The sequence below is a fragment of the uncultured Sneathiella sp. genome (assembly GCF_963973085.1).
Taxonomy (GTDB): domain Bacteria; phylum Pseudomonadota; class Alphaproteobacteria; order Sneathiellales; family Sneathiellaceae; genus Sneathiella.
In genome coordinates, this window is the sequence record NZ_CAXAXA010000001.1 from 331,455 (window position 1) to 357,910 (window position 26,456).

General features: G+C 57.8%; 22 protein-coding genes. 4 read left to right on the forward strand and 18 right to left on the reverse strand.

Annotation, left to right across the window (positions count from 1 at the left end; all coding sequences use genetic code 11):
• Positions 1 to 11 precede the first annotated feature (11 nt).
• Complete coding sequence (locus AACZ19_RS01535) at positions 12 to 383, forward strand: group 1 truncated hemoglobin (protein WP_339630475.1); 372 nt, start codon at positions 12 to 14, stop codon at positions 381 to 383.
• Positions 361 to 1,416, forward strand: coding sequence for an adenylate/guanylate cyclase domain-containing protein (locus tag AACZ19_RS01540; RefSeq protein ID WP_339630476.1), 1,056 nt, complete (start codon positions 361 to 363; stop codon positions 1,414 to 1,416). The genes AACZ19_RS01535 and AACZ19_RS01540 overlap by 23 nt, the downstream gene beginning before the upstream one ends.
• Before the next feature lies 1 nt (position 1,417).
• Here AACZ19_RS01540 and AACZ19_RS01545 read toward each other — a convergent pair whose 3' ends face one another.
• The 10 genes from AACZ19_RS01545 to miaA all read right to left on the reverse strand — a co-directional run bounded on the left by AACZ19_RS01545 (position 1,418) and on the right by miaA (position 14,150).
• Positions 1,418 to 3,436 carry a peroxidase family protein gene (locus AACZ19_RS01545; protein WP_339630477.1) on the reverse strand — a complete coding sequence of 673 codons (2,019 nt, stop codon included), beginning with the start codon at positions 3,434 to 3,436 and terminating at the stop codon, positions 1,418 to 1,420.
• A 207-nt stretch (positions 3,437 to 3,643) separates the two neighbouring features.
• Positions 3,644 to 4,780, reverse strand: a complete 1,137-nt coding sequence (rodA, locus tag AACZ19_RS01550) for a rod shape-determining protein RodA (protein WP_339630479.1) — start codon at positions 4,778 to 4,780, stop codon at positions 3,644 to 3,646.
• Complete coding sequence (gene mrdA, locus AACZ19_RS01555; RefSeq protein ID WP_339630481.1) at positions 4,773 to 6,686, reverse strand: penicillin-binding protein 2; 1,914 nt, start codon at positions 6,684 to 6,686, stop codon at positions 4,773 to 4,775. The genes rodA and mrdA overlap by 8 nt, the downstream gene beginning before the upstream one ends.
• On the reverse strand, positions 6,686 to 7,201 hold the full coding sequence (gene mreD, locus AACZ19_RS01560; RefSeq protein ID WP_339630482.1) for a rod shape-determining protein MreD: 516 nt from the start codon (positions 7,199 to 7,201) through the stop codon (positions 6,686 to 6,688). Before mreD ends, mrdA begins: the two co-directional genes overlap by 1 nt.
• Positions 7,198 to 8,091, reverse strand: a complete 894-nt coding sequence (gene mreC, locus AACZ19_RS01565; RefSeq protein WP_339630484.1) for a rod shape-determining protein MreC — start codon at positions 8,089 to 8,091, stop codon at positions 7,198 to 7,200. Before mreC ends, mreD begins: the two co-directional genes overlap by 4 nt.
• Positions 8,092 to 8,130: 39 nt before the next feature.
• Positions 8,131 to 9,171: a rod shape-determining protein gene (locus AACZ19_RS01570; RefSeq protein WP_339630485.1), complete on the reverse strand. Its 1,041-nt coding sequence runs from the start codon at positions 9,169 to 9,171 to the stop codon at positions 8,131 to 8,133.
• A 424-nt stretch (positions 9,172 to 9,595) separates the two neighbouring features.
• Positions 9,596 to 10,615, reverse strand: coding sequence for a ketol-acid reductoisomerase (gene ilvC / locus AACZ19_RS01575; protein ID WP_339630487.1), 1,020 nt, complete (start codon positions 10,613 to 10,615; stop codon positions 9,596 to 9,598).
• Positions 10,616 to 10,678: 63 nt separating this feature from the next.
• Positions 10,679 to 11,191 (reverse strand): acetolactate synthase small subunit, encoded by a 513-nt coding sequence (gene ilvN / locus AACZ19_RS01580; protein ID WP_339630489.1) that lies wholly within the window; start codon positions 11,189 to 11,191, stop codon positions 10,679 to 10,681.
• A gap of 87 nt (positions 11,192 to 11,278) precedes the next feature.
• The gene (locus AACZ19_RS01585; RefSeq protein ID WP_339630490.1) at positions 11,279 to 13,042 is read right to left on the reverse strand and encodes an acetolactate synthase 3 large subunit; all 1,764 of its coding nucleotides are present in this window, start codon (positions 13,040 to 13,042) and stop codon (positions 11,279 to 11,281) included.
• A gap of 133 nt (positions 13,043 to 13,175) precedes the next feature.
• The gene (gene miaA, locus AACZ19_RS01590; RefSeq protein WP_339630492.1) at positions 13,176 to 14,150 is read right to left on the reverse strand and encodes a tRNA (adenosine(37)-N6)-dimethylallyltransferase MiaA; all 975 of its coding nucleotides are present in this window, start codon (positions 14,148 to 14,150) and stop codon (positions 13,176 to 13,178) included.
• A 23-nt stretch (positions 14,151 to 14,173) separates the two neighbouring features.
• On the opposite strand from miaA, the gene serB reads away from it, so the two are divergent.
• The gene (gene serB, locus AACZ19_RS01595) at positions 14,174 to 15,082 is read left to right on the forward strand and encodes a phosphoserine phosphatase SerB (RefSeq protein ID WP_339630494.1); all 909 of its coding nucleotides are present in this window, start codon (positions 14,174 to 14,176) and stop codon (positions 15,080 to 15,082) included.
• Between the two features lie 57 nt (positions 15,083 to 15,139).
• Here serB and AACZ19_RS01600 read toward each other — a convergent pair whose 3' ends face one another.
• The 4 genes from AACZ19_RS01600 to hflK all read right to left on the reverse strand — a co-directional run bounded on the left by AACZ19_RS01600 (position 15,140) and on the right by hflK (position 19,120).
• Positions 15,140 to 16,669, reverse strand: coding sequence for a DegQ family serine endoprotease (locus tag AACZ19_RS01600; RefSeq protein WP_339630495.1), 1,530 nt, complete (start codon positions 16,667 to 16,669; stop codon positions 15,140 to 15,142).
• Positions 16,670 to 16,897: 228 nt separating this feature from the next.
• Positions 16,898 to 17,086, reverse strand: a complete 189-nt coding sequence (locus tag AACZ19_RS01605) for a DUF2065 domain-containing protein (protein WP_339630496.1) — start codon at positions 17,084 to 17,086, stop codon at positions 16,898 to 16,900.
• A gap of 58 nt (positions 17,087 to 17,144) precedes the next feature.
• On the reverse strand, positions 17,145 to 18,029 hold the full coding sequence (locus AACZ19_RS01610; RefSeq protein WP_339630498.1) for a protease modulator HflC: 885 nt from the start codon (positions 18,027 to 18,029) through the stop codon (positions 17,145 to 17,147).
• Positions 18,026 to 19,120, reverse strand: coding sequence for an FtsH protease activity modulator HflK (gene hflK / locus AACZ19_RS01615; protein WP_339630499.1), 1,095 nt, complete (start codon positions 19,118 to 19,120; stop codon positions 18,026 to 18,028). Before hflK ends, AACZ19_RS01610 begins: the two co-directional genes overlap by 4 nt.
• A 193-nt stretch (positions 19,121 to 19,313) precedes the next feature.
• Here hflK and AACZ19_RS01620 point away from each other — a divergent pair, with 193 nt between their 5' ends.
• Positions 19,314 to 20,432, forward strand: coding sequence for an Mrp/NBP35 family ATP-binding protein (locus AACZ19_RS01620; protein ID WP_339630501.1), 1,119 nt, complete (start codon positions 19,314 to 19,316; stop codon positions 20,430 to 20,432).
• A gap of 33 nt (positions 20,433 to 20,465) precedes the next feature.
• Here the strand turns inward: AACZ19_RS01620 and ppdK are convergent, their stop codons facing one another.
• The 4 genes from ppdK to AACZ19_RS01640 form a co-directional block, all read right to left on the reverse strand.
• Positions 20,466 to 23,144, reverse strand: coding sequence for a pyruvate, phosphate dikinase (ppdK, locus tag AACZ19_RS01625; RefSeq protein WP_339630503.1), 2,679 nt, complete (start codon positions 23,142 to 23,144; stop codon positions 20,466 to 20,468).
• 58 nt (positions 23,145 to 23,202) lie between these two features.
• Positions 23,203 to 25,260, reverse strand: coding sequence for a glycine--tRNA ligase subunit beta (glyS, locus tag AACZ19_RS01630; protein WP_339630504.1), 2,058 nt, complete (start codon positions 25,258 to 25,260; stop codon positions 23,203 to 23,205).
• Entirely contained in the window at positions 25,261 to 26,154 is an 894-nt protein-coding gene (locus AACZ19_RS01635; RefSeq protein WP_339630506.1) for a glycine--tRNA ligase subunit alpha, read from the reverse strand.
• Positions 26,155 to 26,234: 80 nt separating this feature from the next.
• Complete coding sequence (locus tag AACZ19_RS01640) at positions 26,235 to 26,456, reverse strand: hypothetical protein (protein WP_339630508.1); 222 nt, start codon at positions 26,454 to 26,456, stop codon at positions 26,235 to 26,237.

The window sequence follows — 26,456 nt, forward strand, 5'->3', positions numbered from 1 at the left end:
GGAACTCGAAAATGGCCAAGCAAACCCTTTTTGAAAAATATGGCGGCTTCTCCGCCGTCAGTAAAATTGTTCTCGATTTCTACGATGTCCTGCTCGACAGCGATGAGGTTGGCCCGTTCTTCGACGATGTCGACATGCCCCGGTTGATCGATCACCAGACGAAATTCATTGCGTCCCTTCTGGGCGGGCCGGCATCCTATACGGATGAGCAGTTGAAAAGGTTACATGAACGGCTGGAACTCAATAACAAGCATTTCGACGAAGTCCTGGAAACCCTGGGTGCAACCCTTAAAAGACACGGCTTCAGTGCCGGAGATCTGGCTCTCGTGAATGAGGCTCTTGAGCAGAGGAGATCGGTCATTGTCAGCCACAATGTCAATTGAGGCCATCAATGAGCAGCTTCTACGCGCAATAGGTGTTGGCGTTGCGGTCCTCGTGGTGGAAGATCAACGTTTTATTTTTCGTAATGAGACCTTCCAGGAATGGTTCAATGAGGAGGCACAACAGACCCATCTTGATGCCCTGTTTCCTGACCTCGACATAAATGACCTCATGTCGCAATTGCAGGAGAACGGGCGTTTCACCGTTGAGATCCGGCGAAAGGCCCGACGGCGCGAACGGATATATGCCGCGGATTTCACCCTGTCGGAGGAAAATGCCGGCGGCATGATCATCCTGGTCTGCCAGAATATTTCCCGTATCCGCGAGCTGGAATCGATGATCGACAGCTACTCCCAGATGGTCGAGCGCAATACCCGTGAGATCAACCGCGAGAAGGAGCAGGTGGAGAAACTCCTGCTCAACATGATGCCTCGCTCGGTCTATGAGGAGTTCAAGACCTTCGGCGTGGTTATTCCGAAGCTCTATGATCCTGTTTCCGTCCTGATGCTCGATTTCGTCGGATTTACCCAGATGGCGGCCTCCGCCGATCCGGCGGTGACGGTGAGCGAGCTGAATGACATCTACAGCGCCTTCGACCGCATCGGAGAGCAATATGGCTGCGAGCGGATCAAGACCATGGGCGATGCCTATATCACGGTTGCCGGCCTGCCCGACCCCACCCCGGACCATGCCCGCGCCGTCGCCAATGCCGCGATCCGCTTCATCCGTTATCTGGAGCGGCGGAATGAGGGACATCCGAACCAGTGGCGCTGTCGTATCGGGATTATCAGCGGTCCTGTGGTCGGCTCCGTCGTCGGCATCCAGAAATATGTCTATGACATTTTCGGGCCTGCCGTGAACCTCGCCTCGCGTCTGCAGGACCTCTCGGAAGCGATGGAGATCACGACGAATGCCCCGATCTATGACGTGCTGAGGGATTCTTTCCGTTTCGAATATCGGGGCAAGCAGCAGGTCCGCGGCTTCGACGAACAGGATATTTTCCTTCTCATGGACAGCCGCGAACCCATCCGCTAGATCAGATCAGGACGTTATCTGAGTCGATATCGCGAAGGCGCATATCCTCCAGCGTGAGGATACCGTCGGCGCCGAAATCGATCACCACATCCTTACCTGCCTGTGTCGCCGCATCGGTCACATCGTCGATCGAGGCGAATTCCAGCAGTGTGAGATCAAGGGTATCCTGACGGTCGTTGAAATCCTTGATCAAATCCTCCCCGAAGAGATTGTCAAACACGAAGAGGTCGTCGCCCTTGCCGCCTTCAAGCTGGTCATTGCCGGAGCCGCCGATAAGCGTATCATCGCCATCAAAGCCAAGGAGCAGGTCACTCTCCTCTCCGCCTTCGAGGAAATTCTCGCTTTCGTCCCCACCAATGCGGTCGTGGGCGAGCATGACATTGTCCTGAATCGCGTCGATATCGCTGTTCCGCTCGATAATATCGGCGAGGCTCGTATCCCGGAGCGCATCAATTTCCTTTTGAGGCAGGTCGGAATTCTCGCTCCAAAAGGGATCGCCGTCGCGAAGGCGGATAAACTGGTCGGTGACGATGGTCGCGAACAGCTCGCCCAGCATGCCGCCGCCGGAGGGGTCCTCTGACAACCCGCCAACCCAGGCATCGATATCATCCACACTATCATAGACACTGGCGAGAGCTTCGGCGAGGGCCGCATCGGAAGTAACGTCGAAAAAATCCAAGGCTCTTTCAAGGCCGACAGCTTCGCGCAAGTCATTATAGGTCGGCAAGCCCAGATCACGGCCACGCTGTATATTGAGCGCCGCCAGATCAAGTCCGACATCCCCATTTTGGCTGAACAGGAAGTTGCGGAGCTCATCGACGATCTCGGGGTCAAGCTCCTGCGCGACACCATCAGCAAGGCCACGCAAAAGCGGCTCTATTCCGCCGTTTTCCGCCACAGCGGCCGGGTTGAAGAAGGCATCGCGGAGCGACAAAACACCTGCTTCAATGCTGTCCCCGTTTTCCTCCAGCCGTGCTGTCGCCGCCGAGACGAGACTATGGCCAAAGCGATAGGCCGCCGTGGAAAATTCGGCGGTGATGCCGGGATTGACGCTGGCATCATACCCATCATAGGCAGGAATGGCGTCCTCGCCGATCAGCAGGGGAAGATATTCATTATAGGTAATCGCCTGGATTTCCGCTTCGACCCGGACGCGCGCCGCATCGAACAGCTCATCCTCTGTCCAGTCGGGATTCCGGTCCGAGAGTTCATCGACCCAACGGTTATGCTCGCGTGCAAACAAACTCTGCATTGAATAGAGTCCGGCATTCTCGGCGCCGCGGATATCCCCCGCGAGGATGTTGCCCTCGTCATCAAAGGTGACCAAACCACTTTCGTCGAGGAGCAGCTTACCCTCATCAGTGCGGATCGCCGCCGCTGTCTCCACATCCGATCCATAGACCATGGATCCGTCAATAAACGCCGTGATGCCGTTGGCATACTGGGCCGGGCTGTCGACGCCCGTTCCCTCCACCGGGACGGCGCGGGTGAAGGCCATATCGGCATCGGGGTTGAACCATTCATCATCCTCCGGGATATCGATCGGCGCGGGATCGCCGCCGGAGAGGGTCAGGTCGATATCATGATCGAGAAACTGGCCCCAGACATAGAACAGATCACTGACGCCGAAGGAATTTGGCTCATCTTCTGTTTGCGCGGCGATGGCATTGCTGACATCCCGGGCGCCCGGCAGATCGTCATTCATCCCGGAAATGCCGTCGGCATAATTCGCCTCTCCCAGCCGGAGCAGCGTCTGACCGGCGGCGCCCCAGTCGGGATTGCCCTCAATCGTGCCGGTGCCATCAACCGGACGTGCGGGGATATCGAGCAGGTCATCCTCCCGCGGTTGCCGGTCGTCCCGATCGCGATCACGGTCGCGATTCCGGGAGCCGCGCGGCTCATCATCACGGCGGTCATTCTCATTTGCGGGATCACGACGGCGGTCTTCATTGCGGGAAGAACGATCATCCCGATCACGGGAATTCGAACGGGGGTCGAGGAATGGATTGCGTACACGCATGCTAATCTCCTGTGATAAAATAGTTACCCGGCAAGCCGGCAAAACGAAATTATGTTGTGTTTACGAGGCCAGCCTCGGCCGGATTTGTGGTCTAAGAAAGGCGCAAATAAGGAAAAAGGCGGAATTCATTCCACCCTTGCGGGTCTATTTCGCCACAATGCGGCAGACCCGGGAACGTCCGGATAGTGTGTTCAGACGTGAAAAGGGCTAGCGCTTGCCGGGGATATCGATATCGCGGTGGATATAAACACTCATGATCAGGCCGAAGCCGATCATCAGGGTCAGCATCGCCGTTCCGCCATAGGAGATCAGCGGCAGCGGCACGCCGACCACCGGCACCATCCCCATGACCATGGCAACATTGATGAAGATATAGAGGAAGAAGATGCCTGTCATGCCGATGGCCAGCAGCTTGCCAAAATGATTGCGGGAGCGGTAGGCGATGGCGTAGCCATAGGCGATCAGCAGGATATAGAGCGCGAACAGCAACAGCCCGCCGACCATGCCAAACTCCTCCGCCAGCATGCTGAAGATGAAGTCGGTTCGCATCTCGGGCAGGTAATTGAGATGGCTTTGCGTCCCCTGCAACAATCCCTTGCCGAACACCCCGCCGGAACCGAGCGCGATCTTCGATTGCAGGATGTGATAGCCCGCACCCAAAGGGTCATTCTCCGGATTGAGGAAGGTGAGCACGCGCTTTTGCTGATATTCATGCAAGAACTGAAAGGCGAAGAACCCGGCCGGAATGGCCGTGCCGACGACAAGCGCAAATTTCCAGAGCCGCACACCGGCGACAAAGAAGACAATCCCCGCCCCGGCAATCAGCATGAGCGCCGTGCCGAGGTCCGGCTGACGCAGGACCAGTGCCGCCGGTACAAGCACCATCAAAAGCGGCGGCACCAGCCAGCGGATACGCCGGACATCCTCCAGTCCGATATTATGGAAATAGCGCGCAAGGGCCAGTATCAGGGCAATCTTCATCACTTCGGAGGGTTGCAGCTGGAACGGCCCGAGGTCGATCCAGCGCCGCGCACCCATGCCGATATCGCCCATCACCTCGACCGCGCCGAGCAGCACCAGCGCGACGAAATAGGCAGGATAGGCGAGATTGAGCCAGATGCGGATATCGACCAGCGCCACCATGAACATCAGGATCAGGCCTGCCCCGAAACGCATCATCTGGCGTGACGCCCAGGGCTCCAGATTGCCATTAGCCGCGGAATAGAGCATCAGGAAGCCGACCGACGCGGTCGCGCAAATCAGCAGCACAAAGCCCCAGTTGATATCCCAGATCTTGCGGGTAAGCGGAATAGTGACATTTTTCTGCCCCAGCTCCCTATACATCCCCCCCTCCTGCCGGACGGCGGATGGCGATGTCATAGCTGGGCCGGCGCAACGGATCGAGACGTAGCGTTTCCTGTAATAAATCGCGGGCAATCGGCGCGGCGGCGCCGGACCCGCTGCCGCCATGCTCGACAATGACCGAGACGGCATAGCGCGGATCATCATAGGGCGCAAAACCGACGAAGAGCGCGTGGTCGCGTTCCTCCCACGGTTTCTCGTCCGATTTGCGCACACCCTCGATGCGTTCCTTGCGCGAGATGCGGCGGACCTGGGCGGTGCCGGTCTTACCCGCCATTTCCCAGCCCTCTACCTGAATTTTTGCGGCGCGGGCCGAGCCTCGTGGGCCGTTCACTACCTTGTTCATTCCGCTCAGAACGGTTTTAAGGGCGCTCTGGCTGACGCCGATATCCCGGTTGGCCGCCTCGTCGTCCACAGGGGGCAGAACGGCGCCTTCCAGGGTTTGGCCGGTGACCGAGCGAACAAGCCGCGGGTTCACCTTCTTGCCGCCATTGGCGAGGCGCGCCGTCATCACAGCAAGCTGCAATGGCGTCGTCAGCACATAGCCCTGCCCGATCCCTGTGTTATAGGTTTCACCAAGCTGCCAGGAAACGCCCTGCACCGCCTGTTTCCAGGCTTTTGTCGGGATCAGGCCCGCGCGCTCGCCCAGTATGTCGATGCCGAGTTTTTCGCCAAGGCCGAAACGGTGGGCCATCTCGGCAATCTTGTCGACGCCGACCTTGCGGGCGATGTCATAAAAATAGATGTCGCAGGATTGGGAAATCGCATCTTCCAGTTTCAGCTTGCCATGCCCGCCCCGTTTCCAGCAGTGAAAGCGATGCTTGCCAAGTTGCGTATGGCCGCCACAGAACACCTCATGTCCGGATGTGATCACCCCCGCCTCCAGCGCCGCGAGGGCGACAATCATCTTGAAGGTCGAGCCGGGCGGATATTGTCCGGCGATGGCCTTGTTGCCGAGCGGTCGCTTCGGGTTTTCCACCAGCTCCTTCCAGTCGGCGGAGCTGATACCGCTGGCGAAGTTATTGGGATCGAAAGATGGCACTGACACCATCGAGAGAATATCGCCCGAATGAATGTCGATCACGACGGCGGCGGCGCTTTCCTCTCCCATGCGGCGGACGGCGAATTCCTGAAGCTGCTTGTCGATGGTCAGCACCGCATCGTTGCCGGGGATGCCTTCCTCGCGGTTGAGCTCGCGGATGACGCGGCCATAGGCATTTGCCTCCAGCCGGCTGAGGCCCGCCTTGCCGCGCAAAGTCCGATCGTAATATTTTTCGACCCCACTCTTGCCAATGCGGAATTCAGGCAATTCCAAAAGCGGGTCATATTCCTGATTCTGCAGGTCCTTCTCCGAAACGGCGCCGACATAGCCGACGATATGGGCGAACAGCTTGGCATAGGGATAATCGCGGGTCGAGCCGACGTCCACCTGAATTCCCGGCAGGTCCGGTGCATTGACATTGATGCGGGCGAACTGGTCCCATGTCAGGTTATCAACGACGGGAATGGGAACGAAACTGCGCTTGCGCTTCGCGTCTTTCAGCACCCGTTCGCGATCAATCGATTCAGGCGGCACAAAGTGTCCAAGCGCATCCAGCGTTGCCTCAATACTTGCCGTCTGCTCAGGGATCAGGATAACGCGGTAGTTGTGGCGGTTACTGGCGATCTCGGTGCCGAAACGATCGACGATCCGTCCCCGAAGCGGTGGGAGCAGCCGGAGATTCATCCGGTTTTCGTCGGCCATCATCGAATATTCATCCGAGTGAATAACCTGAAGGTAATAGAGCCGTCCGGCCAGCGCTGACATCAACACGGCCTGCCCGCCTGCCATCATTAGCGCCCGGCGGGAGAAAACCCTGCCTTTTTCCTTATGCTGGTCCTTCGCCATCAGGTCAGCCTCAACAGGTTGTTCTGCAGCAGACCGAACAGCCAGGCAAAGAATGGAAACACCAGCAGCGACAGGCCGTATTGCGCGAGAATGGGTGCAATCGGCACATAGGCCAGCGAATAGAGACAGGCGATGACCCAGCTCAGAATCGCGATGATAAAGCCGATCAGCAGATAGCCGAACCAGGTGAGAAAGAAGGATTTCCCGATAAAAATCCGCCGCTGCGAGAGCGCAATGCCATGGGTCAACAGCAGCAGGAGCGACGACAGACCAAGCGGTGTTCCCGTCAGGCAATCGGAGATAACGCCGAGCAGAAAGCACAGCGGTGCGTTCATCAGATAGGGCCGGTGAATGCTCCAGTAAAACACGGAAATGGCCACGAAGGCCGGAGTAACATTGGCATAGCCGCTGATCCCGATCGGCACGACACTCATCATCGCCAGCAACACCGTCAGGGCAAACGGCACGCTGCCTCGAAGGAAACGGTTAAACTGATAGGCGAGTGTCGGGCTCACTTTGCATCCAATCTGCTTTCGCCAAGATCACCCGGGTTTTCATCCGGGCTACTCATTCCCGGCAGATCATAGCGCAGCACGCTGACATATTCCAGACGGGTCCAGTCGGCAAAGGCCTTTACCCGGATACGCCGATCCGTGACCGAGGAGACAATGCCAATGGGTCGTCCGGCAGGCAACATTCCGCCATCGCCGGAGGTCACGATCCGGTCCCCCGGCGACACGGTTGCAGTCGTCGGCAGGAAATCAAGGATCGGGGATGTGGAGTTATCTCCCAGCAGGATACCCTTGTGACGGGATTTCTCCATCACCACGGGAATGCGGGAGTTAAGGTCGGTCAGCAGCAGGACACGGGCGGAGCGTTCCCCCACCTCGGCGATACGGCCAACGAGACCGAGCGGTGCGACCACCGCCTGCCCGACCCGGACACCATCGCGGCGACCTGCATTGAGCAGCAGCGTGCGCACGAACGGCCCGCCATTATCGCCGACCACCCGCGCCGTGATCGGCAAGACAAGGGGATCGGAAAGGGCATTCAGGAGTTGGCGGAAATTCTCGTTCTCCTGTTCCAGTGTGCGGCCGACGGCCTGCCATTTGAGAAGTCTTGCATTTTCCTCGCGCAGTCGCTCGTTTTCCTCAATCAGGCTGGTCAGCTTCTGCACCCGGCCAACGGCCTGATGAAAGGCATCAACGGGCTGGGATATGGTGGCGAGGATCGGGGCGACGATGTCCGTTGTTGCTGTCCGCATCCGCTCGACAACACCAATATTCGCCTTGCCGAGGAACAGAAGTGCAATGGCCAGCGAAATAAGCGCAAGAAAGGCAGAACGCTGAAGAATTGTCTTCAGCGGCCAGGTCAGTTTAAATACCGAGCTCTGCCTTGGAGCCATCTAGTTACACCCCGGTTTTACCAATATTCACTGTGGCGCTCAGTTTTCTCCACTCAGAACATGGCGCAAAGTCTTGATCTCCTCCAGCGCGCGGCCTGTGCCGATGGCGACGCAGGAAAGCGGCTCCTCGGCGATGGAGACCGGCAGGCCTGTCGCCTGCCGCAGGACATGATCGAAATTCCCGAGCAGCGCCCCGCCTCCGGTGAGCACAATGCCCTTGTCGACAATATCCGCTGCCAGTTCCGGCGCCGTATGTTCAAGGGCGACTTTCACCGCCTCAATAATTGCCCCGACAGGCTCCGCGAGGCTTTCGGCAATCTGTCGCTGGCTGATAATCAGTTCTTTTGGCACGCCGTTCATGAGGTCGCGACCACGGATTTCCATGGTCTCGCCTTCGCCATCTTCCGGCGCGCAGGCTGAGCCGATTAGTTTTTTGATCCGCTCCGCCGAGCTTTCGCCGACCAGCAGATTATGATTGCGACGGATATAGGCGATAATCGCCTCATCCATCTTGTCGCCGCCCACGCGAATACTTTTTGCATAAACAATCCCGCCAAGCGAGAGAACCGCAACCTCTGTCGTGCCGCCGCCGATATCAACGACCATGGAGCCAGTGGGCTCCGTTACGGGAAGTCCTGCGCCGATTGCTGCGGCCATTGGCTCATCGATGAGGATCGCCTGACGGGCACCAGCATTTTCCGCCGCCTCCTTAATCGCTTTCCGCTCAACAGCGGTGGAACCCGACGGCACGCAGATAATAATCAACGGGCGGGCAAAGCTGCGCCGGTTATGAACTTTGTGGATAAAATGCCGGATCATTTCCTCGGCAATCTCAAAATCAGCGATAACACCATCACGTAAGGGGCGAATGGCTTCGATATTGCCCGGAGTTCGGCCCAGCATCATCTTCGCTTCGTCGCCAACGGCCAGAACCTGTTTCTTGCCCTTGTTATGCAGGATCGCCACAACCGATGGCTCATTCAGGACGATACCGCGGCCCTTGACATAAACCAGCGTGTTTGCGGTTCCAAGGTCGATGGCCATATCGGCTGACATCCAGCCGAGTAATCCGTTTAACATTAAGCTGCCTCATATACCCAAAAATGGGACCCGGCCCCGGGCCCCGCAATTACGTTAGAACGCGCACCTGACTTCCAGTTTTTGTCGCAGACCGGTTCAAAATTCACCCTTGCCTACCCACGCCAACATCCGCGTATTTGTGCTGCCGGAGATATCTGTCGAGACATGCCTGAGCAGCATTTAGCAGTTATTGCAGAAGATAGTTAATAATTTCCCACCATCAGTTGATAAATACGATTTCCCCCCGCGTGCAGGCAATTGATTTGTAAAGCAGATGGGGGAAATACGCAAACAGGATTAACCATAAATTACGAGGATCAATCGAATATTTTTCTCTAATATATAAGAGAGCCCCAAACGCCCGGCATAAAAAAAGCCGACGCAGTGGTCGGCTTTTTATCACAGTCTGGCTTTACGGCAAGCCCTAGTTCTTGGATTTGTCCACAAGACGACCAGCCGCGATCCAGGGCATCATGGCGCGAAGTTTTTCACCGACTTCCTCGATCTGGTGCGCATCGTTGCGGGCACGGATTGCCTTGAAGCTCGTTTGACGCGCCTTGTTCTCCAGCATCCAGTCGCGCGTAAATTTACCGGTCTGGATATCGTCCAGAACCCGCTTCATTTCCGCCTTGGTCTCCGACGTCACGATCCGCGGACCGGTAACGTACTCGCCATACTCCGCCGTGTTGGAAATGGAGTAGTTCATGTTTGCGATACCGCCTTCATAGATCAGGTCGACAATCAGCTTCACTTCATGCAGGCATTCGAAATAGGCCATCTCCGGCGCATAGCCGCCTTCAACCAATGTTTCGAACCCGGCGCGGATCAACTCCACGAGGCCACCGCAAAGAACGGCCTGCTCCCCGAAGAGATCGGTTTCGCATTCTTCCTTGAAGCTGGTCTCAATGATGCCCGCACGGCCGCCGCCGATGGCGGAAGCGTAGGAAAGCCCGAGATCAAGCGCGTTGCCCGAGGCATCCTGATGCACGGCCACAAGGCAAGGCACGCCGCCGCCGCGCTGATATTCGGAGCGAACCGTGTGTCCGGGACCCTTTGGCGCGATCATGAACACATCCATGTCGGCGCGCGGAACGATCAGATTGAAATGCACATTCAGGCCATGCGCGAAGACAAGTGCCGCGCCTTCCTTCATGTTCGGCGCCAACTCTTCTTCATAGATGTCCGCCTGCAGCTCGTCCGGGGTCAGCATCATGATCACATCGCCCCAGGCCGCTGCGTCCGCAGGGGTCATAACCTTAAGGCCTGCTTCTTCGGCCTTCTTCGCTGAGGAAGAGCCTTCTCGCAGCGCGACGGCCACGTCCTTGACGCCGGAATCCTTCAGGTTGTTGGCATGGGCATGGCCCTGGCTACCATAGCCGACGATGACAACTTTCTTGCCCTTGATCAGATTTACATCGGCGTCGCTGTCGTAGTATACGCGCATCCTATCGTTCCTTCTCGATTAAAACTTTTCGTCCATTCAAATATTGTAATTACGTTTTTAGCCTCAGATCACGTCCGTGCCACGATGCACCGCGACGAGACCTGTCCGGCAGACTTCCGCCTTGCCCAGCGGCTCCATCAACCCGATGAAGGCCTTCACCTTCTCCGGCACGCCCGTCACCTCAAAAACAAAGGAATCCTCTGTTGTATCAACGGGGCGGGCGCGGAAGATATCCGCCATACGAAGGGCCTCCACCCGCTTCTCACCCTTGCTGATAACCTTCACCAGTGCCATCTCCCGCTCGACACTCGGCCCATCAATGGTGAGATCGGCGATCTTGTGAACGGGTACCAGCCGACCCAGCTGCGCCTTGATCTGCTCGATCACCATGGCCGTTCCCGTGGTGACAATCGTGATCCGCGAAAGATTTTCGGATTCGTCGACCTTGGCCACGGTCAGGCTTTCAATGTTATATCCGCGACCGGAGAAGAGCCCGACCACGCGTGCCAGCACACCGAACTCGTTATCGACGAGAACAGAGATGGTATGGCGGAAAATTTCGGTATTTTCAGTCATTGTCCAGACATATCCTTTGCAAGCGCGGTCTCTTTTAAACCAGCATTAGCGTTTAATCCATAGCTTTTCGAAGGAAATAGGGGTCGATTATACCAGCGACAGTCCATCCGACGTGACTTTCGGACCCCCATCGTCCGTTTCGTCCCCCAGCAGCATCTCGTTATGCGCGGCGCCCGAGGGTACCATGGGGAAGACATTTTCCGTCTTGTCGATAATCATATCGACAACGACCGGGCCCTTGATGGAGATCATTTCCTTGATGCAGTCATCGACCTTGTCCGGATCGGTGCAGCGCAAGCCGGTGGAGCCGAATGCCTCCGCCAGTTTCACGAAATCGGGCAGGCTTTCCATATAGCTCTCCGAATAGCGCCCGCCATGCAACAGTTCCTGCCACTGGCGGACCATGCCCATATACTCGTTATTGAGGATGAACACCTTCACCGGCAGGCGGTATTGCAGGATGGTGGAAAGTTCCTGGATATTCATCATGGTCGAGGCTTCGCCCGCGACATCGACAACCAGCGCATCCGGATGGGCGATCTGCACGCCCATCGCCGCCGGCAGGCCATAGCCCATGGTGCCCAGCCCACCCGAGGTCATCCAGCGGTTCGGCTCCTCAAACTGAAGATACTGCGCCGCCCACATCTGGTGCTGCCCCACTTCCGTGGTGAAATAGCGATCCATGCCTTTCGTCAGTTCATTCAGCCGTTGCAGGGCATATTGCGGCTTGATAGCCTTGCCCTTCTGCTCGAACTTCAGGCAGTCTTTTGACCGCCAACTCTCAATCTGCGCCCACCATTTCTTCTGCGACGCCACTTCAGGCTTGTGTACTTCCGATTTCCAGACCTTGATCATGTCTTCCAGGACATGGGCGACATCTCCGACAATCGGGATATCGACAGCCACGTTCTTGTTGATCGAGGATGGATCTATATCGACGTGAATTTTCTTTGATTTCGGCGAGAAGGCATCGAGACGCCCGGTAATCCGGTCATCGAAGCGGGCGCCGATACAGACCAATACATCGCAGTCATGCATGGCATGGTTCGCCTCATAAGTGCCGTGCATCCCCAGCATACCGAGAAACTGCTTGTCGCTCGCCGGATAGGCGCCGAGGCCCATCAGGGTGTTGGTGATCGGATGGCCGGTCAGCCGGACAAGCTGCGTCAACAGCTTCGAGGCCTTGGGGCCGGAATTGATGACACCGCCGCCGGTATAGAAAACCGGCCTTTTCGCGTTCGAGATCAGCTTGACCGCCGCCTTGATGGCCTTGAGGTCGCCCTTGATCTGCGGCTTATAGCTTTTGTGCTTGACCATCGACGGTGGCACGTAAGTACCCGTCGCCAGCTGCACGTCCTTCGGCAGATCGACAACGATCGGGCCCGGACGGCCATTGGTCGCCACGAAGAAGGCCTCATGCATGACGCGGGCGAGATCGTTTGCGTCTTTCACCAGATAGTTATGCTTTGTCACCGGGCGGGTAATACCGACCGTGTCCGCCTCCTGAAAGGCGTCATTGCCGATCATATGGGTCGCCACCTGCCCGGTCAGGCAGATAATCGGAATACTGTCCATCAGTGCATCGGCGAGGCCGGTGACCGCATTGGTCGCGCCGGGACCGGAGGTCACGAGAACGACGCCCGGCTTACCGGTGGAACGGGCATAGCCTTCCGCCGCATGAACCGCGCCGCCTTCCTGACGGACGAGGATATGACGGATACTGTTCTGCTTGAACAGCTCGTCATAGAGCGGTAGCACGGCGCCCCCAGGATACCCGAAAATCACCTCGACACCCTGATCCTTCAGCGCCTTGATTACTATTCCCGCTCCTGTCAGTTCCTGGTTCGCCATCGTCACTATCCTAATTCTGCGTTCGGCTTTTGTCTTAAAAAGTTCAATAGAAAAAAGACGCCCGGCACGATACCGGGCGGTCAAAAACAGGCTCACCTTTCGGAAAGCCGCCAATTCGGGAGAAACTAGACCTTCAATTGGCCTCCGTCAACAAAAATCGACGAATAAATGGAAAGAATTCGGCCTTTAAACTTTCCAAATCTTGCGCAGAAGAGCGATTTGCTTCGCACATCTTATTCCGGACCCAGGTCAATTGCCGTTTTGCATAGCGGCGGGTGAGCATTTTTACCCGCTCCCGCGCCGCGTCCTGAGCCATCTCGCCTTTCAGCACCGCCATCAACTCCGGCACGCCAAGCGCCTTCATCGCCGGAAGCGACGGATCGAGCCGGCGCGCCATGAAACCCGCCACCTCGGCGAGCGCCCCGCCCCTGTCGATCATCCAGTCCAGCCGTTTATCACAGCGGGCGTACAACCAGTCCCGTTCCGGCGTCAGCGCCAGCCAAAGACGCGGCCCTTCAAGTATATCCCCGGTTGGGGCTTTCTTCTGCCACTCGCCCAATGTAATGCCGGTTTCCTCCACCACCTCCAGCGCCCGGAGAAGTCGCTGGCTGTCACCCTCATTAAGCCGGGCTGCCATTTCCGGGTCTTTCTCGCGCAGCCGCGCATGAATGACCGCGTTCCCCTCAGTCTTGTGAAGATCGCGAAGGCGGCCCCTTACCTCCTCGGAGATGTCGGGAACCTCCGCAATGCCTTTGGTCAGGATATCAAAATACAGGCCGGTGCCCCCGACAAGGATCGGCAGCTTTCCGGCAGCCCGCGCCGCCTCGATCTCCTTCAGCGCCATATCGCGCCAGCGCGCCGCATTGCAGTAATCCGCGGGATCGAGCACGCCATAAAGCCGGTGCGGGGCGCTCGCTTCCTCCGCCGCGCTCGGCCGGGCGGTCAGGACACGCAGGCCGTCATAAACCTGCATGCTGTCCGCATTGATGATGACACCGTCAAATTCCTCTGCTATGGCAATGGCCAAAGCGGATTTGCCGCTGGCGGTCGGTCCCGCGAGCAGGATACAACCATTCTGGCGGTGGGTTTGCGGCTGGTCTTTATCCATTTTGGGAATATCTGTCGATTACCATGGCTCAAACTTCTGTTCTTACACTTGTCACTGATCATACAGCGGGCGCGTCAATTCGCAACATAGCTGAGGCCGCCGCTCGGGAACTCACCGAAGCGGGCGCGGCCTGCGCAGAACCCGACTGGCTTTCGGAGGATCGCGCGGTGGACATTGCCTTCACCGGCCCGTGGCTTGAGGAGGCCGAGGCCCGCCTCTCCGCTTCCGGCCTCCTCGACATGATCGACTATTGCCTGCAGCCAACCGCGCACCGGAAAAAGAAGCTGTTCCTCGCCGATATGGACAGCACCATGATTACCGTCGAATGCATTGACGAGCTTGCGGATTTTGCCGGGTTTCGCAAAGAAGTATCCGCCATTACCGAGCAGGCGATGAACGGGGAACTCGATTTCAACGACGCCTTTCGCGCCCGCGTCGCCATGCTGAAAGGCTTGCGCGAACCGGTTCTGCAACAGGTATTTGACGAACGGGTCCGGCTCACCCCGGGCGCCTGGACCCTGGTTCAGACGATGCGGGCGAACGGCGTCTATACGGCGCTTGTCTCAGGTGGTTTCACTTTTTTCACCAACCGGGTGCGCGATCAGGTCGGCTTTCATATGGATATGAGCAACGAGCTATTGTTCGAGAACGGGAGCCTGACCGGCATCGCGGCAGAACCGATCCTGAACTCCAGCGCGAAGCTTGCCACGTTGAAACAGCTGATGACAAAGAAGAATATCGACCGCGCTGAAACACTGGCTATTGGCGACGGGGCAAATGACATCCCGATGATCGAGGCGGCGGGCCTCGGCGTTGCCTATCACGCCAAGCAGGCGGCCATCGCGGCGGCCGACGCGGCCATTCGCTTCGGCGATCTGACCACCCTGCTCTATTATCAGGGATATCGCGACAGCGATTTCGTCACCGCATAAAAAATGGCGCCGCCTCATCGGAGGGGCGCCATTCGTTTCAAAGGGTAACTCTCTCGCCTAGCTTTCCTTGTTCAGCTTCAGGGCGATAAAGCGTGAATTATCGCCGCGCTTCAGGAGCAGCAGGACAGATTTCTTGTCCGTCTCCTGGATTTCGGCAATCCGTTCCTTCATCTGCTCCGGTGTCGTGACCGGCTCAAGCTGCGCTTCCGCCACAACATCACCGGCGCGAATGCCCTTCTCGGCGGCTTCCGAGTCAGGATCGACATTGGTCACGACAACACCCTCGACATCTGCACCGATGCTGAACTGCTCCCGCGCGGCGTCATTGATGCCAGAAAGCTCCATGCCGAGCAGATCGACGCTTTTATCGCTGCCGGACTGCTCTGACGAAGACGATCCGGCCATGGCGGTTTCCGCCTTCTCAAGCTCGCCAAGGACAACGTCTAAATTCATAGTCTTGCCGCTGCGCCACAACTCGACAGAGACTTCGGAACCGACTTTCGTTTCCGCGACCAAACGCGAGAGTTCCCGTGGTTCGGTGACTTCCTCACCGTTGAACTTCAGGATCACGTCCCCGGCCTTGATACCGGATTTGAACGCCGGCCCATCTTCGGGCACACCGGCGACAAGCACACCATCGGTATCGCTGAGATCAAGCCCTTCGGCAATTTCCTCGGTGACCGGCTGGATCACCACACCGAGCCAGCCACGGCTGGTCTTGCCGAACTCAATCAACTGTGCGATCACCGGCACCGCAAGCTCGGAGGGAACCGCAAAGCCGATCCCGATGCTACCGCCGGACTGCGAAAAGATCGCTGTGTTAATGCCGATGACCTTACCGTCCTTATTAAACAGCGGACCACCGGAATTCCCCTTGTTGATGGAGGCATCCGTCTGGATATAGTCGTCATAGGGTCCGGAACGGATGTCACGCCCGCGCGCCGAGATAATACCGGCCGTTACCGTGCCGCCAAGCCCATACGGATTACCAATGGCAAGAACCCAGTCCCCAACGCGGGATTTGTCACTGTCGCCCCAGTCCACATCAATGAGCGGACGCGCCGTCGGATCGATTTTCAAAACGGCAAGGTCGGTCTTCGGGTCTGTTCCCACCAGCGTCGCTGGGAGATCCTCGCCGTCCTTGAAGATCACCTTGATCTCGTCGGCGCCATCGATCACATGGTTGTTGGTAATGACATAGCCGCCATCTGCGTCAATGACGAAACCGGACCCGAGCGATGTCGCCTTGCGTTCGCGCTCCTGGCCGTTATCACGATTGCCGAATTCCTTGAAGAAATCCTCGAACGGATGGCCTTTCGGCAACTGCGGGAGGCTACCACTGGGCGCCTTCACGGTCTGGGTCGTTGAAATATTAACAACAGCTGGGGACAGTTTTTCCACAAGATCGGCGAAGCTATCGGGCACGGAGCGCGCTTTTGCACTGACCGCCATGAACGCCATCAAGGTAAACACCGTCAGGGTTGAAATAATGAGAACGCCATATTTCCGCGCGCTGTTTGCGTTTGCGGGCACGGCGTGAACGCCAATCTCTGCCGATTTCGGCCGTGCTGAGTATCGGTTATACAAGTCTATCTTCCTTCTATAATTCGATTCCCTGCCTAATCTTGAAGATCGCGGGCAGAGGATCAACTGACAATATTAACCCCTCTTGTTCATCCGCCGGACCGCCCGTCCTGCGCATGTTGCCGTATGTACCTAGAAATCAAATAAGGCAGAAATGTGCAATTGAAACCCGTTTTTCAAATTTTGTTGGTTAATTACAAAACTCCTTGAATTTCGGGCATAAAACCTTCGCTATCCCCGGAGTATCCAGACAAAAACAACACCAAGCACGGACACGACAAGACCAAATATGCGCAAAGTGTGGCTGGGTGTTTCAAGCACCGATACCATCATCCGCTTCATGCCATCGGGAAACAGGGCATAAAGCGTACCTTCGATAAACAGGATCAGCGCCAGCGCCAGCAGGAAATCCGATACCACACCAATAACCCCTTAAAAAACGGCCCGCATGTTTTATGCGGGCCGTTTCAATTCTTGCTTACTTAGCAGGTGCGGATTCCACGTTCTGCTGGTCAAAGAATCGGAAGAACTCCGATGTCGGGGAGAGCACCATCGTTGTATCATCATCCGACATGGACTGCCGATAGGCCTGCATCGACCGGTAGAAGGAGAAGAAATCCTCATCCTTGCCGAAGGCATCCGCAAAAATACGGTTCTTTTCCGCATCGCCTTCACCCCGAAGAATCTCTGAATCCTTCCGTGCGTTGGCAATCAGGACCGTACGTTCCTTGTCTGCATTGGAGGTAATCCGCTGGGCGATTTCCGCACCCGTTGCCCGGATTTCCTTTGCTTCCTGCTCACGCTGCGACCGCATACGATCAAAGACCTTCTCGCTGTTTTCCTTTGGCAGGTCAGCGCGGACGATACGCACATCGATCACGTCAATGCCGGAGGCAGCGGCTTCCTTGTTGACCTGCTCCCGGATTTGCAGCATCAGGTTCGAGCGTTCTCCCGAAACAATATTGTTCAGGATCTGGCGGCCAAGATTCTGCCGGAGTTGCGAGTTCAGGATGGTTTCCAGACGCTGATAGGCGATGTTCAGGTTGCCATAGGACTGATAATACAACAGCGGATTGGCGATGCGGAACCGCGCAAAGCTGTCCACCATCAGGCGCTTCTGATCGCGGGTCACGATCTCTTCACGCTGCGTGCTGACGGACAGGACACGCTTGTCCACATAAACAACATCCTGCACAAAGGGGAGTTTGAAATGCAGTCCCGGCTCCTGAATGACCTGTTGCGGATTACCAAACTGCATAACGATGGCCTGCTGCGTCTGGTGGACGGTGAAGAGCGCACTCGATGCCACGATACCGGCACCCACCAGAAGAACAACCAAAATTGTCACTATTGTCTTGTTCATGGCTTGGTTGCCCCTTTCTGCAGTTCATTGAGCGGGAGGTAGGGGACAATGCCTTGTGACCCGTTCTTACCGGTATCAATAATCATTTTCTGCTTGCCCGAGAACACTTCCTGCAGGGTTTCAAGATAAATACGCTGGCGGGTCACATAAGGTGCTTTCGCGTATTCGTCATAGATGGAGACAAACCGCGCGGCCTCACCTTCGGCTTCGGCAATCACACGCTGCTTGTAGCCTTCAGCTTCCTGACGGATCATCTCCGCCTGACCGCGGGCGCGGGGAATAATGTCATTGGAGTAAGCCAAGGCCTCGTTCTGGGCGCGCTCCTTGTCGGCTTCCGCCGCCTGAACATCCCGGAACGCCGCGATAACCTGCGCGGGTGGTTCCGCATTCTTCAACTGAACCTGCAGAATCTGAACACCGGCGCCATATTCATTAAGAACCTGCTGAAGACGCTCCAGCACCTCGGTTTCGACCAACAAACGACCCTCGGTAATTGCCGCTGTCAGGTCCGTCCGGCCGATCACCTCGCGCATGGCGCTTTCTGCTGCCGCCTTGATGGTCCGGTCCGGTTCATCAACATTAAAGAGATACTCGCCCGCATCATTGATCCGCCACAGCACTGTGAAACTGACTTCGACGATATTTTCGTCTCCGGTCAGCATCAGGCTTTCTTCCTCAACCCGGGAAGAGCCCCCGCCGCGCGTCGGACGAAATCCAATCTCGACGCTGTTAACCTTCGTCACCTCGGGCGTCAGCACAGTTTCAATCGGATAGGGCAAATGATAGTTCAGGCCCGGCTGGGTCGTTTTCACCCATTCGCCAAAGCGCAGCACGACGCCCTGCTCGGTGGTTTCGACTTTATAAAAACCGCTAATGAGCCACGCGACGAGGAGCACCAGCAACAAAATGACGATGCCGATCTTGCCGCCGCTGCCGCCGGGCATAATGTCTTTCAGCCGGTCCTGGCCCTTCTTGATAATGTCTTCGAGATTCGGCGGTTGCTGGCCGCTGGGTCCCTGACCCCAAGGTCCGCGATTTCCACCGCCGCCTTGCCAGCCTCCGTCATTGCCACCCTGATTGTTCCAAGGCATATGTTCTCCTCTCCTTATATTCCTGCGCCGTCTCTGCGCGTTTGCTAACTTTGCGTAGTCGCGTTATATGACACCCTGTCACATTCTGCAACGGAACACGCGCCGGAAACCGTTATTTTCTGCCAGCGTGCAATGTTGCGGAGTTAATTAGTCTATGACTACCATTTTGTGTCCGATGCGGGAGTTTTCAAGCATGTCTGCGATAAATGATCAAACCATCCTCAATTGCCTCGAGAAAATCATCGATCAGAAGACGGGCAAGAGTGTGGTTGCGCTTGGCCTGATCGCCGGGCTGGTGGTCAAGGACGGCAATGTCGGCTTCGCGCTGGAGATCGATCCAAAGGACGCGAATGAAATGGAACCGCTCCGCAAGAAATGCGAAGAGGCTGTCTTCAGCCTGCCCGGCGTTAAATCGGTCAGTGCCGTCCTGACGGCGGAGCAATCCGCCGAGCCTCAGCCGCAGGCCCCGTCCCGCGCCCAGCCGCAACAGCAGCAGCCCGCGCAGAAGCCCGAGGTTCCGGGCGTTGCCGCGATAGTTGCCGTCGCCTCCGGCAAGGGCGGCGTCGGCAAATCCACTTGCGCCGTCAATATCGCGCTCGGCCTTGCCGCGCTCGGCCTCAAGGTCGGCATGCTGGATGCGGACGTCTATGGCCCGTCGCTCCCGCGCATGCTGGGTCTCAAGGGCAAACCCCAATCGAAAGACGGCAAGAAGCTGATCCCGATGGAGAAATGGGGCCTGAAAGTCATGTCCATGGGCTTCCTCGTCGAGGAGGACACGCCGATGATCTGGCGCGGCCCGATGATCATGAGCGCGCTGCAGCAGATGGTCTTCGATGTCGACTGGGGCGAACTTGACGTGCTCGTCGTCGATATGCCGCCCGGCACCGGCGATGCGCAACTCACCCTCGCGCAGAAAGTGCCACTAACCGGCGCGGTGATTATCTCGACGCCGCAGGACATCGCGTTAATTGATGCCCGCAAAGGTCTGAATATGTTTCGAAAAGTCGATGTGCCGGTCTTTGGCATTGTCGAGAATATGAGCTATTTCCTCTGCCCGTCCTGCGGCGAGAAATCCGACATCTTTGGCCATGGCGGCGCCCGCGAGACGGCGGCGGAACTTGGCACCGACTTCCTCGGCGAGGTGCCGCTGCATATGGATATCCGCATGACATCCGACGCCGGCACGCCGATCACGGCGACCGAACCGGACAGCGCCCACGCCAAAATCTACCGCGAGATCGGCCAGCGCGTGCAGGAAAAGATCGAGCAGAGCCTCGGCGCGCCTTCCGGCCCGAAAATCGTGATCGAATAATAAAAAAGCCCGGAGCGATCCGGGCTTTTTATTTTACGCTTCAGAGACGCGCTGGAGGCCGAGGGCGGCCTGCGCTGCCGCAAGTCTTGCGATGGGTACGCGGTAAGGCGAGCAGGACACATAGTCGAGGCCGACCCGTTCGCAGAAATCGATACTCGCCGGATCGCCGCCATGCTCGCCGCAGATACCGAGCTTGATACCCGCGCGGGTTTCACGTCCGCGGTCAGCGGCAATCTGCACCAGCTCGCCCACCCCTTCCTGATCGAGGGAGACGAAGGGATCAGTCTCGTAGATACCCTGGCTCACATAATCCTCAAGGAAGGAGCCGCTATCGTCGCGGCTGATGCCATAGGTGGTCTGGGTCAGGTCGTTGGTCCCGAAGGAGAAGAACTCCGCATCCCGCGCGATATCCCCGGCGCGAAGCGCGGCGCGCGGCAGCTCGATCATCGTGCCGATCAGATACTCGATATCCTTGCCCGTCTCGTCCCGGATTGCATCGGCAACGGCGCGGATCTTGCCTTTCAGGATTTCCAGCTCCCGCCCCGTGGCGACCAGCGGGATCATGATTTCGGGGATCACGGTATCGCCCAGCTCCTTGCTGACTTCCGCCGCGGCCTCAAGGATCGCGCGGGCCTGCATCTCGTATATCTCGGGGTAGGAAATGCCGAGGCGACAGCCGCGATGGCCGAGCATCGGGTTGAACTCATGCAGTTGCAGCGCCCGGTGACGGAGTTTGCCCGGATCGGCGCCAAGGGCCTTCGCGAGGTCGGCAATCTCCTCATCAGATTTCGGCAGGAATTCATGCAGCGGCGGGTCGAGCAGCCGGATAGTGACCGGCAGGCCCGCCATGATACGGAACAGGTCGACAAAATCGCCGCGCTGGTACGGGAGCAATTTCGCAAGCGCTTCGCGCCGTTCCTCGGTCGTTTCCGCGAGGATCATCTGGCGCACGGAGACAATTCGCTCCGCATCGAAGAACATATGCTCGGTCCGGCAGAGACCGACGCCTTCTGCGCCGAATTTCCGGGCGGTTTCCGCATCGAGCGGGGTTTCCGCATTGGCCCGCACTTTCATGCGGCGGATTTCATCGGCCCAGGACATCAGCTCGCCAAACTCACCGGACAGCTCCGGCATGATCATGTCGACCGCGCCCAGCATCACTTCGCCGCTGCCGCCGTCGATGGTGACGATATCGCCCTTCTTGTAGGTTTCGCCAAGGACGCTCAAAGTCTCGTTCTTATAGTCGATGTTGAGCGACCCGGCACCGGAGACACAAGCCCGACCCATACCACGGGCGACAACCGCCGCGTGACTGGTCATGCCGCCGCGGCTGGTGAGAATACCCTTCGCCGCATGCATGCCGTGGATGTCCTCGGGGCTGGTTTCGACGCGGACCAGAATGACGGCCGTTCCCTCGCCCGCGAGCTTCTCCGCCTCATCACTGTTGAAGACAATCTGGCCGGAAGCGGCGCCGGGGCTTGCCGGCAGTCCGCGCGCAATGACATTCCGCTCGGCATTTGGATCAAGCGTCGGATGCAAGAGCTGATCAAGGGACGCCGGATCAATGCGCTTGATTGCCTCGTTCTTGTCGATCAGCCCTTCATTGACCATGTCGATAGCGATTTTCAGCGACGCCTTCGCTGTGCGTTTTCCTGAACGGGTCTGCAGCATCCAGAGTTTTCCTTGCTGCACCGTGAACTCGATATCCTGCATGTCGTGATAATGGGCTTCGAGCTTTTTATAGACATCGACAAGTTCGGCAAAAACCTCCGGGAAGACTTCTTCCATCGACGGCAGTTCGCCCCCGGCGTCCAGGCGGGATTGTTTGGTCAGATTCTGCGGCGTGCGGATACCGGCGACCACATCCTCGCCTTGCGCATTCACCAGGAATTCGCCGTAGAAGATTTTCTGGCCCGTCGACGGATCGCGAGTGAAGGCAACGCCGGTCGCGCTGTCATTGCCCATATTACCGAACACCATGGCCTGCACATTCACCGCCGTGCCCCAGCTTGCCGGGATATCATGCAGGCGGCGATAGGTGATGGCGCGTGTGTTCGTCCAGGAACTGAACACTGCCCCGATAGCGCCCCAGAGCTGATCCTGCACACTTTGCGGGAAGGGTTGGCCCAGTTCCTCTTCAACTTTTGCCTTGTACTGCCCGACAAGCCGTTCCCAGTCGTCGGCAAGCAGGTCGGTATCGAGAAGATAACCGTTTTCCTCCTTCAGGATTTCGAGCAGTTCCTCGAAATGGTAGTGTTCCACCCCGAGGACGACATCGGAATACATCTGGATAAAGCGGCGGTAGCTGTCATAGGCGAAGCGCTTGTCGCCGCTCTGGGATTCCAGCCCCTGCACCGTCTCGTCATTGAGGCCGAGGTTGAGGACGGTGTCCATCATGCCGGGCATCGAGGCGCGGGCGCCGGAGCGCACGGAGACAAGCAGCGGCTGTTCCGCATCACCGAAGCCGCCACCGACGGATTTCTCGATCGCGTCAATCGCCGCATCGACCTGCGTGGCGAGCGTATCGGGATATACTTTGTCATTTTCAAGATAGGCCGTGCAGACTTCCGTCGTAATGGTAAATCCCGAGGGCACCGGCAGTCCAAGGTTGCTCATCTCCGCCAGGTTCGCGCCTTTGCCGCCCAGCAGATTTCGCATGTCCGCGGTGCCGTCCGCCTTGCCATCGCCAAAAGAATATACCCACTTCGTCATCGTCAAATCGTCCTTCTGAATATTTGTCTCAACTCTTTGTACGCGCCAAAAGTAAAAATTAGCCTTCTATTTTCGATAAATCCGCCAATTGATCCAATAAATTGCGAATGGTGGAGAGCAGCCGGAGCCGGTTCTCGCGAAGCTTCGGGTCATCGGCATTCACTGTCACCTTGTCGAAGAACGCATCGACGGGTTTGCGCAAGGCTGCCGCCGCCGTTCCCGCCGCCTCGAACTCGTCATGGGAGATGGCGCCGGAGACGAGTTTGGAAACTTCCCCGATCCGCTCCTGCAAGGCCTTTTCCGCGCCGTCCTCCAGCAGAGCCTCGTCAACCGGCTGATCATAGGAAACGCCATCCTTCTTCTCCTCGATCCGGAGGATATTGGCGGCGCGGCGATAGGCGATCAGCAAATTCGCGCCGTCATCCGAGCCGAGAAAGTCGGAGAGCGCCGCAACCCGCGCCATCAGACGGACGAGATCATCCTCCCCGCCGCCCCCGAAGGCTGCCGTGATATAGTCATGACGGACATTCTGTTCCTTAAGATGCACTTTCAAGCGGTCGGCGAAGAAGGACAACAGTTCTTCCGCGTCCAGTTTCTCCGTTACCGTATGCAGGGCACCGGATTTTTCGAATATTTCAAGGAGCGGCAGGCGAAGGCCATTCTCCAGCACCAGTCGGATGACGCCGAGCGCGGCGCGGCGGAGCGCGTACGGGTCTTTCGATCCGGTCGGTTTTTCATCAATGGCGAAGAAGCCGGTCAGCGTATCGATCTTGTCGGCCAGCGCCACAATCACGCTGGCCGGCTCGGACGGGCAAGTATCATTTGGTCCGAGCGGGGAATAATGCTCCTCGATCGCTGTGGCAATGGCCTCATTCTCCCCGTCATGGAGGGCGTAGTAGCGGCCCATCAGTCCTTGCAGATCGGCAAACTCGCCCACCATCTCGGTCGTCAGGTCGGCCTTCGAGAGCAGCGCCGCCCGGTCCGCCAGCTCGACATCGGAGTTTGGCACATAGGGGGCGATTTCGGCAGCGAGAGTCTTGATCCGCGCGACCTTCTCGCGCACCGTGCCAAGCTTCGCGTGAAAGATGATTTTTTCGAGATCGGGCACCCGGCTTTCAAGGCTTTTCTCCCGGTCCTTGTCCCAGAAGAATTTGGCATCCGAGAGCCGGGCGCTCAGCACCCGCTCATTCCCGGCAGTGATCTGCTTGCCGCCATCCTCGGCACGCAGGTTGGCGACCACGATAAAGCGCGGGGCCATCTTGCCATCCTTGGCCGACAGCGAAAAATATTTCTGGTGGCTGCGCATGGCGGAGATCAGCGCCTCCTCCGGCACGTCGAGGAAGCTGGTATCGATGGACCCGATCAGGCATTCGGGCCATTCGACGAGGCCCGCAACCTCGCTCAGCAGCGCCGGATCGTCAATCAGCGCAAGCCCTTCATCCTCGGCAAGCAGCGTCGCGTCGGCCTTGATAATCCGTGCCCGGTCTGCCGCATCGAGGACGACATAGGCATTCCTGAGCCTCGCCTGATAATCGGCGAAATCCCTGACCGGTATCGCCTCCGGCGCCATGAAGCGATGGCCGAAGGTCTGGTCATTGGCACTGAGATGTTCCCATTGAAGCGGCACGGTGTTACCATCGAACAGGCAGAGGATATTATGCAGCGGCCGCACCCAGCGCGCCGAATAATCGCCCCATTTCATCGGCTTGGGCCAGGGCAGCGCCGAAATCGCCGCGCTCAGAAGACCGGGAAGCACCTCGATGGTCGCGCGTCCCTTACTCTCGATCACCGCGTAGTAAAAGCTGCCCTTGTCGGTTTCCCGCTCCTCCAGCTGGTCGCGGGTGAGGCCGGCGGATTTCAGGAAGCCCTCGACCGCCTTGTCCGGCGCACCGACACGGGGCCCGCGCCTTTCCTCGAACGTATCGAGCTGCTCCGTCGGCAGCCCCTCCACCACCACGGCGAGCCGCCGGGCGCTGACATAGCCGCGCGCCATCTCGAATTCGAGCCCCGCCTCTTTCAGGCCCGTACCGACCAGCCGCGCCAGATCATTGGCGGCCTTGTTCTGCATGCGCGCAGGAATTTCCTCGGAGAATAGCTCCAGCAGCAGTTCCGCCATTTACGCCTCCTCCTTGAAGTGACCACGGGATTTCAGCCACTGACCGCAGCAGGCCCGCGCCAGCGCCCGTACCCGACCGATATAGGCGGCGCGCTCGGTCACGCTGATCACGCCGCGCGCATCCAGCAGGTTAAACAGATGGCTTGCCTTCATGCACTGGTCATAGGCGGGCAGCGCCAACCCTGCGTCCAGAATCTCCTTGCACTGGAGTTCCGCATCCTCGAATTGGCGGAGCAGAATATCGACATTCGAATGCTCGAAATTATAGGCGGAGAATTCCTGCTCGTTCTGCAGGAAGACATCGGCATAGGTGACGCCGTCGTTATTCCATTTGAGGTCGAACATGCTGTCCACGCCCTGCACATACATAGCGAGGCGTTCAAGGCCATATGTCAACTCACCCGAAACCGGGCTGCATTCATAGCCGCCGACCTGCTGGAAGAAAGTGAATTGGCTGACTTCCATGCCATCGCACCAGACTTCCCAGCCAAGGCCCCAGGCGCCGAGAGTCGGGCTTTCCCAGTCATCCTCGACAAAGCGGATATCATGGTTCTTCGGATCGATCCCAAGCGCGTAGATGCTCTCCAGATACAGCTCCTGAATATTGTCCGGCGACGGCTTCAACAGCACCTGAAACTGGTAGTAATGCTGGGTGCGGTTCGGGTTCTCGCCATAGCGGCCGTCGGTCGGGCGACGTGATGGCTGCACATAGGCGGTCTTCCACGGCTCGGGGCCAAGGGAGCGCAGCGTCGTGGCCGGATGAAAGGTTCCAGCGCCGACTTCCATATCGTAGGGCTGCAGGATAACGCAGCCTTTGGAGGACCAGAAATGTTGTAATGTCAGGATGAGATCCTGAAAGGAATTGGACGGCGCGGACGCCACTTTATCCGCCATGTTACTGACCTTGTAAGAAGAGTTGCGCCGCAACATAAAGCGCGGGCGTTGGCGGGTCAACCGGCACGGGCGGCTTTGCGCTATTTATCCTTGCAGGAATGTTCGCCGAGGTCGGCAACGAAGGAGCCGCAGCGCGGGCATTCCTCCAGATCGAGCATCTTGTCGGCCCTGCTGCCCTTGAATTCCCTGTTCTTCCTTGATTTTTCAAGGCCGGGCGCAATTGTGCTGCGGTAGAAGCGATGGGCAAGGAAGACAGCGCCGATCACCAGCAGGATCAGGATGATTTTCATCGGTGAGAACAT

Coding starts and splice junctions, on each gene's coding strand:
- AACZ19_RS01535 (WP_339630475.1), top strand. CDS start 12: ATGGCCAAGCAAACCCTTTTTGAAAAATATGGCGGCTTCTCCGCCGTC.
- AACZ19_RS01545 (WP_339630477.1), bottom strand. CDS start 3,436: ATGCGTGTACGCAATCCATTCCTCGACCCCCGTTCGAATTCCCGTGAT.
- rodA (WP_339630479.1), bottom strand. CDS start 4,780: ATGTATAGGGAGCTGGGGCAGAAAAATGTCACTATTCCGCTTACCCGC.
- mrdA (WP_339630481.1), bottom strand. CDS start 6,686: ATGGCGAAGGACCAGCATAAGGAAAAAGGCAGGGTTTTCTCCCGCCGG.
- mreC (WP_339630484.1), bottom strand. CDS start 8,091: ATGGCTCCAAGGCAGAGCTCGGTATTTAAACTGACCTGGCCGCTGAAG.
- AACZ19_RS01570 (WP_339630485.1), bottom strand. CDS start 9,171: ATGTTAAACGGATTACTCGGCTGGATGTCAGCCGATATGGCCATCGAC.
- ilvC (WP_339630487.1), bottom strand. CDS start 10,615: ATGCGCGTATACTACGACAGCGACGCCGATGTAAATCTGATCAAGGGC.
- ilvN (WP_339630489.1), bottom strand. CDS start 11,191: ATGACTGAAAATACCGAAATTTTCCGCCATACCATCTCTGTTCTCGTC.
- AACZ19_RS01585 (WP_339630490.1), bottom strand. CDS start 13,042: ATGGCGAACCAGGAACTGACAGGAGCGGGAATAGTAATCAAGGCGCTG.
- miaA (WP_339630492.1), bottom strand. CDS start 14,150: ATGGATAAAGACCAGCCGCAAACCCACCGCCAGAATGGTTGTATCCTG.
- serB (WP_339630494.1), top strand. CDS start 14,174: ATGGCTCAAACTTCTGTTCTTACACTTGTCACTGATCATACAGCGGGC.
- AACZ19_RS01610 (WP_339630498.1), bottom strand. CDS start 18,029: ATGAACAAGACAATAGTGACAATTTTGGTTGTTCTTCTGGTGGGTGCC.
- hflK (WP_339630499.1), bottom strand. CDS start 19,120: ATGCCTTGGAACAATCAGGGTGGCAATGACGGAGGCTGGCAAGGCGGC.
- AACZ19_RS01620 (WP_339630501.1), top strand. CDS start 19,314: ATGTCTGCGATAAATGATCAAACCATCCTCAATTGCCTCGAGAAAATC.
- ppdK (WP_339630503.1), bottom strand. CDS start 23,144: ATGACGAAGTGGGTATATTCTTTTGGCGATGGCAAGGCGGACGGCACC.
- glyS (WP_339630504.1), bottom strand. CDS start 25,260: ATGGCGGAACTGCTGCTGGAGCTATTCTCCGAGGAAATTCCTGCGCGC.
- AACZ19_RS01635 (WP_339630506.1), bottom strand. CDS start 26,154: ATGGCGGATAAAGTGGCGTCCGCGCCGTCCAATTCCTTTCAGGATCTC.
- AACZ19_RS01640 (WP_339630508.1), bottom strand. CDS start 26,456: ATGTTCTCACCGATGAAAATCATCCTGATCCTGCTGGTGATCGGCGCT.